This window comes from Sphingobacterium athyrii (assembly GCF_003071065.1).
Lineage (GTDB): Bacteria > Bacteroidota > Bacteroidia > Sphingobacteriales > Sphingobacteriaceae > Sphingobacterium > Sphingobacterium athyrii.
Genome location: NZ_QCXX01000008.1, coordinates 253438 through 267030, shown reverse-complemented (window position 1 = coordinate 267030; position 13593 = coordinate 253438). Strand labels below are relative to the sequence as shown.

The 13593-nt window shown below is 39.0% G+C and carries 12 protein-coding genes; 5 read left to right on the top strand and 7 right to left on the bottom strand.

The annotated features are described in order from the left end of the window. Positions 1 to 2 precede the first annotated feature (2 nt). The 4 genes from DCO56_RS24515 to DCO56_RS24500 form a co-directional block, all read right to left on the bottom strand. A complete protein-coding gene (locus DCO56_RS24515; protein ID WP_108636318.1) occupies positions 3 to 743 on the bottom strand; it encodes a hypothetical protein in 741 nt (246 codons plus the stop codon). Positions 744 to 890: 147 nt separating this feature from the next. Then, entirely contained in the window at positions 891 to 1379 is a 489-nt protein-coding gene (ribH, locus tag DCO56_RS24510; protein ID WP_108636317.1) for a 6,7-dimethyl-8-ribityllumazine synthase, read from the bottom strand. 83 nt (positions 1380 to 1462) lie between these two features. Further along, positions 1463 to 2134, bottom strand: coding sequence for a tetratricopeptide repeat protein (locus DCO56_RS24505; protein WP_108636316.1), 672 nt, complete (start codon positions 2132 to 2134; stop codon positions 1463 to 1465). 78 nt (positions 2135 to 2212) lie between these two features. After that, positions 2213 to 3940, bottom strand: coding sequence for a polysaccharide biosynthesis protein (locus tag DCO56_RS24500; protein WP_425444080.1), 1728 nt, complete (start codon positions 3938 to 3940; stop codon positions 2213 to 2215). 416 nt (positions 3941 to 4356) lie between these two features. On the opposite strand from DCO56_RS24500, the gene DCO56_RS24495 reads away from it, so the two are divergent. After that, on the top strand, positions 4357 to 5568 hold the full coding sequence (locus tag DCO56_RS24495; protein ID WP_108636315.1) for an alanine dehydrogenase: 1212 nt from the start codon (positions 4357 to 4359) through the stop codon (positions 5566 to 5568). After that, entirely contained in the window at positions 5565 to 6416 is an 852-nt protein-coding gene (locus DCO56_RS24490; protein ID WP_108636314.1) for an alpha/beta hydrolase, read from the top strand. The genes DCO56_RS24495 and DCO56_RS24490 overlap by 4 nt, the downstream gene beginning before the upstream one ends. Here the strand turns inward: DCO56_RS24490 and DCO56_RS24485 are convergent. Genes DCO56_RS24485 through porX form a run of 3 tightly spaced genes read right to left on the bottom strand, consistent with a single transcriptional unit; the run spans position 6413 to position 9456 of the window. Continuing rightward, complete coding sequence (locus DCO56_RS24485) at positions 6413 to 7456, bottom strand: ABC transporter ATP-binding protein (protein WP_108636313.1); 1044 nt, start codon at positions 7454 to 7456, stop codon at positions 6413 to 6415. The two genes, DCO56_RS24490 and DCO56_RS24485, sit on opposite strands and share 4 nt — an antisense overlap. A gap of 23 nt (positions 7457 to 7479) precedes the next feature. Further along, positions 7480 to 7890, bottom strand: a complete 411-nt coding sequence (gene tsaE, locus DCO56_RS24480) for a tRNA (adenosine(37)-N6)-threonylcarbamoyltransferase complex ATPase subunit type 1 TsaE (protein ID WP_108636312.1) — start codon at positions 7888 to 7890, stop codon at positions 7480 to 7482. A 12-nt stretch (positions 7891 to 7902) separates the two neighbouring features. Then, entirely contained in the window at positions 7903 to 9456 is a 1554-nt protein-coding gene (porX, locus tag DCO56_RS24475; protein ID WP_108636311.1) for a T9SS response regulator signal transducer PorX, read from the bottom strand. 268 nt (positions 9457 to 9724) lie between these two features. On the opposite strand from porX, the gene DCO56_RS24470 reads away from it, so the two are divergent. The 3 genes from DCO56_RS24470 (at position 9725) to DCO56_RS24460 (ending at position 13592) form a co-directional block, all read left to right on the top strand. Further along, complete coding sequence (locus DCO56_RS24470) at positions 9725 to 10975, top strand: HD domain-containing protein (RefSeq protein ID WP_108636310.1); 1251 nt, start codon at positions 9725 to 9727, stop codon at positions 10973 to 10975. A gap of 33 nt (positions 10976 to 11008) precedes the next feature. Then, entirely contained in the window at positions 11009 to 12049 is a 1041-nt protein-coding gene (lpxD, locus tag DCO56_RS24465) for a UDP-3-O-(3-hydroxymyristoyl)glucosamine N-acyltransferase (RefSeq protein WP_108636309.1), read from the top strand. A gap of 142 nt (positions 12050 to 12191) precedes the next feature. Beyond that, the gene (locus DCO56_RS24460; protein WP_181390675.1) at positions 12192 to 13592 is read left to right on the top strand and encodes a bifunctional UDP-3-O-[3-hydroxymyristoyl] N-acetylglucosamine deacetylase/3-hydroxyacyl-ACP dehydratase; all 1401 of its coding nucleotides are present in this window, start codon (positions 12192 to 12194) and stop codon (positions 13590 to 13592) included. The last annotated feature ends 1 nt before the right edge of the window (position 13593 follow it).

Genomic DNA, 13593 nt, shown 5'->3' with positions numbered 1-13593 from the left:
AACTATAGTTCTTTGAATTTTTTTTGCTCGACCTGTACAAAAGAGGAGATCGAAGAGAATACGCAGCTTTTCTTAGCATTGCTGGCGCAGCTAAATAGACTTGGTAAACGTATCCCGTCACCGATCTCCTTGTACCGGCTTATCTCATAACTGATTTTTTCTGTTTTATCCGTGTAATCATAACGTGTAATCTCGCCCGTATTTTGATCAATATAAATTAAACCATCTAGCTTTGAGCCCAGCACTTCACCTGATGAAGTAATGCTTGCAATGGTCAGTTTTTGCCCGCTAGTAAACTGTTCTTTCTGATTTTTAAGCTGGATACTTTTCTGCTCGATGAGTGTTGGTAGCAAAAGCAGATTGAGATCTACAAAAAGTTGGTTTTTAATGGATTTTTTGATTTCCTGACCATCGGTTGCGACATTGCCACCTATAAAAAGCTTATCGGTACCACTGCCCTTAAAATTGAATAAATAGGTCACCTGATCAGACCCGCTATACCCGTCGAACCTACATTCCCCGGTTGTCCGGTTAAAGAGGAATTTGCGTTCCTCATTGGATAGCTCTTCAGACATGGTATTTCCCTTCGCTGAAAAAGCTAAGTATTGCAGGGAATCCCACTTGTCTTGGCCACCAATACTACGCCAGATCTGTCTGTTTAAGCTATCATCCTGAGCTGACAGATGTGCCTGGCAGAATATCGATAGCATAAATACCAAAAGTATGTTCGATAATGTTTTCATAATCATATCTAAAAAATAAAAATCGATTAATAAGATATTACCATACTTTATTAATCGATTTATTTAAAATAAAAGTACTGGTGCATTTTTATGTTTTGGCCCAGAATACTTTTTCATGACTGAATACTAGACAAAATTGATACCAAATTAGAATTTTTTAGCAATGGCAGCCATTTGTATTGCCGTAATAGCAGCTTCTTCTCCTTTATTACCATGTTTGCCACCAGCACGATCCAAGGCTTGTTGAAGATTGTCTGTTGTCAGTACACCGAAGATTACGGGCTTGTTATATTTTAGTCCTACATTTGAAACGCCATTGGCGACCGCATGACAAATAAAATCAAAATGTCGGGTTTCTCCCTGAATGACACAACCCAGACAGATGACAGCATCAAAGCTTTGGTTTCTTAATGCCAGATCTGCTCCAGAAGTCAACTCGAAGCTTCCCGGAACTTCAATGACCTCAATATTACTTTCTTTTGCGCCGTGTTTTTCTAAACCCGAGATTGCGCCGTTCAATAATGCACCAGTGATTTCCGCATTCCACTGTGCAACCACAATTGCAAATTTGAATGGACTTGCATCCGCAACTTGGATATGCGAAAAGTCTGATAGATTTTTAATGCTACTTGCCATAATGGATACAAAGATAATGAATTTAGATGGTCACAAAAAAAGAGGCCATGAAATAGCCTCTTTTTTTGTGTATTTATGTTCTCTTATAAATGTGCTTGTACTCTGCCCAATAGACCATCTATAGTAGATGCTTCTTGGCTTTCAGGGAAATCAGTTTTGATTTTTTTGTATGCTGTTTCAGCACTTTTGTAATCGTTCTGTGCTTCATAAACAAGCCCTAATTTTTTTAGAAATAAAGGTGTTGTGTATGAGTTGCTCGATTTTTCAGAAGCTTGTTTATAGTGATCAGCTGCTTTTTTATAGTCTTTAAGCTCTGAATAGGCATCTCCTGTTAAACCGATAACCAGTGGGTCTAAAATTTGACTTCCTGTAGGTGAATATTTCTCCAATGCTTTTACTGCATCATCAAATTTACCTTGACGTAGGTAAAGACCTCCTAAGTATGCATTTGCAATATTTGCAGATTTTGTATTTGAATATTCATCGGCAATTTGTTTAAAACCAAGGAATGCTCCGTCACCTGCAATTGCTTTATTCTGTAAAGAGTCAATTGTAACAAGCTGCTCAGCTTTATACATGCGATTCGATGCTTCTTCTGCTCTTGGCTGCAAGTAAAGTTTCTCGTATCCAAAGTACAGCAAAATCAATACAATGATACCACCGAAAATAAACGCAACGCTTTTTTGGTTATCTTGAAAAAAAGATCCTTTTGAAGGTTTTAAACCTTGATTTGTATTATTTGTATTTTTAGACATTACTAATCAGTAAAATATGGATTGCAAAAATACACTTTTCGAGCAAATTTGCAAGTATTTTGGAAATTTTAAAGTGAATTAACTTTTGTTTTCGGACTCATTTGATAATTCGATTTCTTTGTCCAGCTGTTCATAGATTGAATTTTTACTTTTAAATTCTGGAACGATTAGCTTCATCTGGTAGACAACCTCATTTTTATTTTGAGTAGCTAACCTCTCTTTTAATTCAGCTAATTTTAGACTGACAATGTTATAATTATTTTCGCGGACTTTGGCGATCATAATTTTCTCATGATGTGTCGGAAGGGTATTCTCAAGGTCATTTAGTAGCTCTTCGTATAGTTTTTCTCCTGGCCTTAAACCGGTGAATTTGATTTCGATATCTTCATTCGGTTTAAATCCGGAAAGACGGATCATCTTCTTGGCCAGCTCTACTATTTTTACGGATTTACCCATGTCAAAGACAAATATCTCTCCGCCCTGTCCCATTGCACCGGCTTCAAGAACAAGTCGACATGCCTCGGGAATAGTCATAAAATAACGTGTAATTTCAGGATGGGTTACTGTAACAGGGCCCCCTTTCTGGATTTGATCTCTAAACCTCGGAATGACAGAACCATTGGAACCAAGGACATTTCCGAATCGTGTTGTAATAAATTTAGTGCTCCCATCCTGAATGCTTTCCAGATGATTGTTGAGCGATTGAACATATATCTCGGCAATTCGCTTGGTCGCACCCATAATATTTGTAGGGTTGACCGCTTTGTCCGTTGAAACGAAAACAAATTTTTCGACCTGGAATTCAACGGCTAGGTCAGCTAGATTTTTAGTTCCCAGGACATTGGTCTGTACCGCTTCCAAGGGATGATTTTCCATCATGGGAACATGTTTATATGCGGCGGCATGGTAGACATAATGTGGTTTAAATGTTTCAAAGAGCAAACGCATTCTTTTTGTACTTCTGATATCAGCGATATAGGTATGATACACCTGCTCCGGAAATTCGTCCTGCAGATCCAGTTGTAAATTATGTAATGGTGATTCAGCCTGGTCACATAGAATAATCATTTGAGGTTCATATTTCCCCAATTGAGAAGCAATTTCGCTTCCGATTGAGCCTGCAGCACCAGTAACAAGTATTCTTTTACCTTTTGTCTGGCTTAGAATATGATCGTCATTGATTTTGATCGGATCTCTTTCCAATAGATCTTCAATTTTTATTTTCTGGATCTGATTGGGATTAAGATCTCCATTCATGATTTTTTTAACAGGTGGAAGAGTTAAGATGCTTACATTTCGTTCCAGGGCAATATCTGTAATTTCATTCTTGCGTTCTGAAGGAATATTGTGTGATGCAATAATGACCTCCTCCACATTGAGGGTATTGATAAGATGATTAAACTTCTTGGAGGAGTAAATTTTCGTTCCATCAATCACTTTATTGATTTTTTGGTCGTTATCATCCAAAAAACCAATAATGGCATTTTTCGATCGAACGTCATGGTCCAACGTTCTTTTTACCGCAATACCTAGATCACCAGCACCATAGATTAAAGTTTTCTTTCTACTGCCATTGACCTTTTTAGTATATAAAAAGAAAATTTTGATAATGGTTCGATAGACCGTTAATATTAAAAATGAAAAGAGCGCAAAGAAGATAATTAATGCCGTCGGAATATTTCGCTCGATTTCGTTTGCCTGGATAATCAATTTGAGGACCAAAAGTATGAATACGCTAAATACTATGGTCGATAATATTCGTATGGAGTCAATGGCACTTGTGTAACGAATTATTCCCGTATACATTTTGAATAAGTAGAATGACAGGGAGCAAACGCTTATAAACAAAATATATCGTATGCTGAAATCTATATCAAGGAGAAAGTCGAAGTTAAAATCGTAATAAATAACATTTGCAAGGAGATAGGCAATAGAAACACTGAAAATGTCCAATAAAAAAATGATCCATCTGGGTACGATACTGATTTTACTTAGCATGGTATTAAGTCTGATTAATTTAGACAAATGTAGATAATTTTGTACCATTTCAATGGTCTTTATATGTATTAATCTTTTACAATATATCATGGTTCATGAGGGCAGATCAGTGCGCTAGGAATTACGATGTTACTTGGAAAATGACGCAGTTGTCGCAGCAATTTTATCTTCGTTTGATTAGATTGATTATTTATCGTAATTTTAACTAAAGTCAATTTAACAAAATGAATGAGTTAGGGAAGCTTGCGAGTCAGGCCATGATGTCTCCGAAAGAGATGCTTTTTGAGAAGAAGAAGAATGCAAAAAGTCTTTTTATTGGGATTCCAAAAGAGACCTCACTTCAGGAAAAGCGTATATGCCTGACACCCTTGGCTGTGGCATTATTGGTCGAGAATGGTCACGAGGTATTAATTGAGACCGGAGCTGGTGCCGGAGCTAATTTTTTAGATCACCATTATAGTGAACAAGGAGCCCGGATAGTGTCTTCGAGAGAAGAAATCTATCAGGCTGATTTGATTATTAAAGTTGGCAGCCCTACCGTGTCAGAAGTCAAATTGATGAAGGAAAGGCAAGTGCTGTTATCTTCGCAGCAACCTTCGCTAATGAATGTGGACGTATTAAAGGCGCTTATGCATAAGAAGATCACCGCAATCTCTTATGAATACCTTAGGGATGAGGGTGGTTGTTTGGCTGTCGTGCGGGCAATGAGTGAGATTGTTGGTGCAACCGCGACCTTAATAGCCGGGGAATATTTAAGTAACGCATTTGGCGGGAAGGGGCTCATGCTAGGCGGTGTTACCGGAGTCGCATCTACGGAAGTCGTTATTATTGGGGCCGGGACGGTAGGAGAACAAGCGGCACGGACTGCTTTGGCACTAGGGGCTCAGGTAAAGGTCTTTGATAATTCGATTTACAAACTTCGTCGTTTGCAAAACAACCTTGGGAGCAGGGTGTTTACTTCCGTTATTCAGCCCATTATCCTAAATAAGGCCGTAATAAGTTCGGACGTTGTCATTGGTGCATTAAGAGCACAGAATGGCCGCTCTGCTTGTGTGATTTCCGAAGAAACCGTCTCGAAGATGAAACCTAATTCGGTTGTTATTGATGTCAGCATTGATCAGGGGGGGAATTTTGAGACATCGGAAGTAACTTCACACGATAAACCGGTTTTTCGAAAATTTGATGTCATTCACTATTGTGTTCCCAATATCGCGTCGCGGGTGGCGCGTACGGCAACCTATGCGATGAGCAATATTTTTACATCCATCTTGTTGGACTTTGCCGAATTGGGTGGATTGAGAAATGCAATTTGGAAAAGTCCGGGAATAAGAAGTTCAATCTATTTATACCAAGGTAACCTGACCAATGCCGATATGGCTTCCCGATTTAATATGACCGCAAAAGATTTAGATTTATTAGTAGTTTCGTCGTTATGAAAAAAATTCTTATGTTCTTATGTTCTTTGATTTCGCTTGCAAAGGCTCAGGAAGCGATTAATCTTTATCAAGATTCTATTCCAAATGCAGCTGATAAAGCTCAGGTTCTTTTGGAAAAAAATACACCTAAATTATTTATCTATACGCCAGATAAAAATACAGCTAAAAATATTGCCGTGCTTGTGATCCCGGGAGGAGGATACTCGCATATTGCTATGGATCATGAAGGACACGCGGTCGCTAAGGAGCTTGTAAAGAATGGTTATTCGGCATACGTATTGCAATATAGATTGCCTTCGCCAAATATCATGCGGGATAAGAGTATCGGGCCGCTTCAAGATGCGCAACGGGCGATGCAGTTGATTCGTAGTTCCAACCCGCAATTAAAAAAAGTTGGTGTTATTGGTTTTTCAGCGGGAGGACATCTTGCATCAACCCTCATGACCAAGTTTAAGAAAGCATATATCGCCAATCCGTCACATGTGTCACTGCGCCCTGATTTTGCGGGACTGATATATCCAGTGATTTCAATGGAAAACGATGTGACGCATAAAGGTTCAAGAATTAATCTCATTGGAGAAAACCCATCCGAAGAACTTGTTCGGTTATTTTCTTCGAATCTACAGGTTTCTCCCGAAGTATGTCCCGCTTTCTTTGTTCACGCGAAAGATGACACAGCTGTTCCTATCGAAAATAGTTATCGGATGATGGCTGCGTTGGATAAGGTAAATATTCCAAATACGCTCTATGTCTTTGATGAAGGTGGCCACGGCTTCGGGTTAATCAATAAAACTTCGGAAAAAAAATGGTTTGATGCATTTCTTTCCTGGCTGTCGACCTTAAATTAATCGAAAGCGATCCAATTGGAAATTGTTAGATCAACGGCTTGATTTTTCTTGGGTATTAACTGCGAGGTGGTGATGCAATGCAGATCAACGGCATTATTGGAAACCAAAATTTCATAATAAAAACCTCTGAATTTGCTGTCTTTGACAAAGAAAGACGATTCTTCTGTGGTGGAAATAGAAATCCATTCCTGATGAATTCCGATGGACTTTTTACTTTCAATACCCAAATTTTGCGCCTGTTCAGGATTTAATATGTTACTTTTTGCAAGCAGCTGGGCCGTATAAGGGTGTGATGGCTCACTATATAGTACATGTGGATTATTTTGATCCAATATTTTACCTGATTTCATGACAATAAGATTGTCCGCAAGCGCGAGCACCTCAGTGGGATCATGCGAAACTAAAATTATCGTCAGTCCTGTATCGCTGACAATATCTTTTATGTCCTGTTGTAAGGTGTCCCGAAAGGATGCATCGACTTGGTTAAAGGGTTCATCCATCAACAGTACTTCAGGTTCATTGATCAATGCGCGGCAGATGGCGACGCGCTGTTTTTCCCCGCCACTGATGTCAGCGACCCTTTTTTTTGCCAAATGATCTATGCGCAAGCGTTGTAAAATCTCGGCGGTTTTATCCTGTTTACGTTTGATATCTGTATTAGGTAGCTGTGAAGCGACATTATCCCATACATTCGCGTATGTGTTCAAATCGTCAAATCCTTGTGATACGAGTTTCATGGCATCATGTCCGGGTATTAGTTTGTCTTTGCGTGTGGGAACTTGCCAGCCTTTGTACCGCACGGCACCATTGGTTGGTTCCAATAAACCATAGATTAATCTTAGGAGCGTACTTTTTCCGCTTCCGGATTCACCGATAATAGCGGTTATCTTTCCTCCTTCAATATCAAAAGAAGCATTTTCGACAGCAAACTGCACATTGTTTTCATGAAAGGAAAAACTTAATTGTTCGGCATGGATAGCTGCTAATCCGGGTACGTGGGTATCAGATGGAATATATTGACAAGACGATGAATGAGCCATAATGGAAGGTGATAAATGCTAGATTAACGGATAGATATTTTACGGGTTTCGGGATCTACGATGCTGATCTGTATTTCCTTTGCTTCTTCAGGCAATAGATTGGGGATTTTTTCAGGCCATTCAATGAAGCAATACGCTCCCGAATAGAAATATTCCTCATAGCCAAAGTCAAATGCCTCCTGTTCATCTTTAATCCGATAAAAATCAAAATGATAGATTGGACCATTGTCAGAGTCATACTCATTGACAATGGAGAAGGTCGGACTTGAGGTACTATCCTTTACGCCCAACTGTTCACACAAATATTTTATAAAGGTTGTTTTTCCCGCCCCCATTGGGCCATATAACAGAAAAATTCGATCCTTTGGAAACCTGTTCAAAAGAGTTTGGGCTGCAACAGAAAGATCTGCCGTTGTGTTTACGATAATTTCCATGTTGCAAAATTACTATTTCGGCAAGTATGTCGCAAAGGGGATGATCATTTCTTCCAATGATATTCCTCCATGTTGGAATGTGCCGTTGAAGTAATTGACAAATTGGTTATAATTGTTCGGATAAACAAAGTAGGAATCCTCTTTGGCAAATACATAAGTTGAGCTAACATGGAGTTTGGGCAACTGCGCATCATGCGGATTCTTGATCGTAAATACATCTTTTTCAATGTAGTTTAGATTTTTACCTTGTTTATACCTAAGGTTGGTATTCGTGTTTCTATCTCCGACGATTTTACTTGGTTTTTTGACCCTGATCGTTCCATGGTCGGTGGTGATAATAATACGTACTTTTTTCTGTGAAAGCCATTTTAAAGCTTCTAAAAGAGGTGAATGTTCAAACCAGGATAGTGTTAGCGAACGGTACGCTGCTTCATCATTCGCCAGTTCACGGATCATCGAACTATCTGTTCGCGCGTGGGATAACATGTCGACAAAGTTGTATACCAGGACATTAAGCTGATTGTGCATCATGTTGCCCAAGTTGTCCAAGACATCCTTGCCCTGTTCAAGCGTTAAAACTTTAGTGTAAGAATGCTTTATCGGTTTACGGTATAACCTTTTGATCTGATCATCCAGGAACCGGTCCTCATATAAATTTTTGCCCCCCTCATCCTCATCATTTTGCCATAACTTAGGAAAGCGTTTTTCCATTTCCAATGGTGTTAAGCCGCTGAAAATTGCGTTTCTTGCATATTGAGTAGCTGTTGGTAGGATGCTGAAATAATTGATTTCTTCTTCCAGTCTAAAATAATCTGTAATCACCTCGTTGATGATTTTCCATTGGTCAAAACGCAAATTGTCTATCAGGACGAAGAAGGTCGAGATATTATCCTCAAGGACTGGAAATACTTTCTTTTTAAACAATTGATGGGATAAAATAGGACCATCCTCTGGACGGTTGATCCAATTGATGTAGTTGTTTTCGACAAATTTTGAAAACTGCATATTTGCCTCCGACTTCTGCATCGTCAATATTTCATGCATATTGTTGTCCTCAAGCTTTTCGAGTGATAATTCCCAGTAAACAAGTTTTTTATACACTTCCGACCATTGCATGAAATCTAAGTTGTCATTTAATATCATGCCTAGATTGCGGAAATCCTGCTGGTAGGCCATGGAGGTTTTCTCGTTGACAATACGTTTATTTTCAGTAAGTTTTTTTATTGTCATCAAAATCTGCTTAGGATTTACAGGCTTGATGAGATAATCATCTATTTTGGAGCCAATGGCATCCTCCATGACATGCTCTTCTTCATTCTTGGTGACGAGCACGATCGGAACGGTCGGATTAATGGATTTGATGATCGCAAGGGTTTCGAGCCCGGTCAGCCCCGGCATGTTTTCATCCAGAAAGATTAAATGAAAAAAACCATTTTTAAAGGCTTCAACCGCATCGTTTCCATTGTTGACGGTATCAACTTTATACCCCTTACTTTCTAAAAATAAAATATGAGGTTTTAGAAAGTCAATTTCGTCATCAGCCCAGAGAATATGTGTTTTTTGCATCTTGTTATATATGTCTACTTATAAGAGAGGTTGGTAGTGTTACTCAAATTTGAATTGTAACAAAAGAAAATACCTCGTTTATTGAATGGATTTCAATATCATACTAACATAAGCAAATATCGTGCTTTAGATTTATTTTTAACATTTCTTAACGATGAACTAACTATCTTTGTTTTAAGTTTATATTAGTGATAACCATAAGTTTGTGTTTTATAAAACTAGGTTTTCAATTTAATATGTTGAAAAGTAGCATTAATTTATCGCCACATTGAACAAAAATAAAATCATCAATGATCCTGTGTATGGGTTTGTTGCCATTCCGACGGGATTGGTGTTTGACCTTGTACAGCACCCCTATTTCCAGCGACTTCGTTATATTAAACAGGTGAGTATGACTCATTTGGTGTATCCTGGAGCATTGCATACACGGTTTCAACATGCAATAGGTGCTATGCATCTCATGTCGATGGCATTGGAAACCCTTCGGAGTAAGGGGATCGAAATTTCTGCGCTTGAGGAAGAGGCGGTTTTAGCGGCTATTTTATTGCATGATATCGGTCATGGCCCTTTTTCTCACTCTTTAGAACATAGTTTGATTGTGGGTGTTTCGCACGAGTTGCTTTCCTCTTTGCTGATGGATCGTATAAATCAAGATCTAGGCGGGCGATTGAGCTTGGCTATTGCTATTTTTAATAATCAATACGAGCGAAAATTCCTTCATCAGCTTGTCTCAAGTCAATTGGATGTGGATCGGATGGACTATTTAAATCGAGACAGCTTCTTCACGGGAGTTTCCGAAGGGGTTATTTCATTCGACCGGATTATAAAGATGTTGAATGTTGTGAATGATGAGATTGTCGTTGAATATAAGGGGCTCTATTCCGTGGAAAAATTCCTTATTGCGCGGAGGTTAATGTACTGGCAGGTCTATTTACACAAGACCGTTATCGGAGCAGAGCAATTATTGATTAAAATTTTACAAAGAGCGAAAGACTTGACCGCATCTGGTAAGGAACTTTTTTCCACACCAGCATTTCATTGGTTTTTGAGTCAGCAGGTTGATCGCACAAATTTTTTGGATGACCCGTTGCATTTAGACTGGTTTACCCGTTTAGATGATACGGATATTATGTCCGCAATAAAAACATGGGAACGGCATGAGGATGAGATTTTGAGTAAAATGTGCCAGCGAATTATGAAAAGGGACCTATATCGTTCAATAATGAGCAATAAGCCCTTTTCTACAGCATACCTTGAACTGGTAAAAAGCAAGGTGCAAGAGTTCTTGGGAGTAAGAAGGGAGGATATCCATTATTATGTATTTACGGAAGAAATCCACAATCGTGCATATAATCCCTCAAACGATCAAATCAAGATATTATTGAAATCGGGTGAACTCATTGATATTACCGAAGCATCGGATCTTGGAAATTTAGAAGCATTGTCTAAAAATGTATCCAAATATGCGTTATGTTATCCAAAAGAGGTGGGATATATTGCAATTCCTTCTGCCGGATAGTTATTTTTTAATAAAAAAACATAGATTTGTACCATGCAATTTACTGCTCAACAAATAGGGACATTATTAGAAGGAAGGATTGAGGGGAATCCAGAAGTTACCGTAGGTAACCTTGCCAAAATTGAGGAAGGTAAAAAAGGCGATCTTTCTTTTTTGTCAAATCCAAAATATGAGCATTTTATTTATAACACGGATGCTTCCATTGTCATTGTGAATGAAGATTTGCAATTGACGCAAGATACCAAACCCACGCTCACGATTATTCGTGTAAAGAATGCGTATGCGGCTTTCTCTACCATACTGAATATGTATAACGAATTTCGTCTTGATAAAAGCGGACGTGAAGAGCCGTGTTTCATACATCCTGAGGCAACAATAGGCACAGGGGGGTATATTGGGGCATTTGCCTATATCGGTAAAGGAGCGAAGATCGGCGATCATGTGAAAATTTATCCACAGGTTTTTATAGGAGACAAAGTCACTATTGACGATAATACAACGTTGTATCCGGGTGTGAAAATCTATCATGACTGTAAAGTAGGTAAGAATGTCGTTGTTCATTCGGGCGTTGTGATTGGTTCGGATGGTTTTGGTTTCGCACCGCAGGAAGATGGTACCTATAAGAAGGTTCCGCAAATAGGTTACGTTCAGATAGAAGATAATGTCGAGATTGGCGCCAATACGGTGATCGATAGAGCGACAATGGGGGCTACGATTGTGCGTGACGGTGTCAAATTAGATAATTTGATTCAGATAGCGCATAACGTTGATATCGGTAAGAATACAGTTATTGCTGCACAGACAGGGATTTCCGGAAGTTCAAAAATTGGAGAGCATGTGGTGTTAGGTGGACAGGTTGGTGTCGTAGGACATATTGTTGTCGCTAAGGGCTCCCAGATCCAGGCTCAATCCGGCGTTAACAGATCAATTAAAGATGAGGGGAAAAAATGGGGTGGGACACCGGTAATGCCGTATCAGCCTCAGTTAAGATCCAATGTCATTTTTGCTCGTCTTCCAGAACTGGAGAAACGCATCCAGGAGCTAGAAAAATTAATAGAATTGAAGTTAAAATAATCTTTTTTCATTGAAATAAACTGTTATTTAATTGTAATGAAGCTATCATGAGCGGCCCTAGCCTGCTGCTATTCGATATAATATTATAATCTCATGATGGTTCCGTCAAAAGAAGTTTTGATTTAAAAATATGTTATTAGAAATGAATGTGAAACAGAGAACCATCAAAAACGAGGTTGAAATTTCGGGGGTAGGTCTTCATACAGGGAAAATTGTATCGATGACGATCAAACCTGCTCCGGAAAATCACTGGTTTAAGTTCAGACGTGTGGATTTAGAAGGTCAGCCGGAGATTTTGGTTGATGCAGATAACGTCACGGACACTTCCCGAGGAACTACTATTTCTCAAAATGGAGCAAGTGTTAGTACAATCGAACATTTAATGGCATCATTAATTGGTCTGCAAATTGATAACGTCCTGATTGATATTGATGGTCCTGAAATTCCAATATTGGATGGGAGTTCAGCAATTTTTGTGAAATTGTTGGAAGAAGCGGGGTTTGAAGAACAAGATGCTGATAGAGATTATTATGAGATATCCAATAATATCCATTATGCTGAGCCAGATCGTAAAGTTGAGATCCTGGGAATGCCTATGGATGGTTATCGGTTGACTTGTATGATTGATTTTAACTCACCTGTTTTGGGAAGTCAACATGCTGCGATTACTTCTATTGAAGATTTCAAAGCTGAAATTGCTTCTTCACGTACGTTTTGTTTTCTGCATGAATTGGAGATGCTAGTCGACCATGGATTGATTAAAGGGGGGGATCTAAGCAATGCGATCGTCATTGTTGATAAAGAGACTTCACCTGAAGAACTACAGAAGCTTGCACATCTATTCCATAAAGAGACTGTTGCCGTTGCCAAAGAAGGTATCCTGAACAATAATCAATTGCGTCATCAAAATGAGCCTGCCCGACATAAACTGTTGGATATGGTGGGTGATTTGGCTTTAGTGGGAAGACCTTTGAAAGGCCATATTATGGCCGCCCGTCCCGGACATGCTGCAAATGTTGCTTTTGCAAAGAAAATTAAAGAGCAGATTAAGAAAGATAAAACCCGTAAAAAAATAAAAGTTTACGATCCAAATATGCCGGCATTGTATGATACCGTGGAGATTATGAAAATTCTTCCACATCGTCAACCAATGCTCATGGTCGATAAGATTTTGGAGTTAACCGAGACATATGTTGTGGGATTAAAGAATGTAACCATGAACGAAGACCTATTTATGGGGCATTTTCCCGGAGCTCCGTTATTTCCGGGGGTGCTGCAGGTCGAAGCGATGGCACAGACTGGTGGTATCTTGGTCTTAAAGACCGTTCCAGATCCTGAAAACTGGTTAACATTATTTCTCAAAATTGAGAATGCACGTTTTAAAGCACAAGTTACTCCCGGGGACTCTGTTATTTTTAGATGTGATTTAATGGAACCAATCCGGAGAGGCATCGCTAAAATGAAAGGTGTGGCCATGGTGGGAGAGAAAATTGTCTGTGAGGCTGAACTTATGGCACAGATCGTAAGAGTAAATAACAATTAAA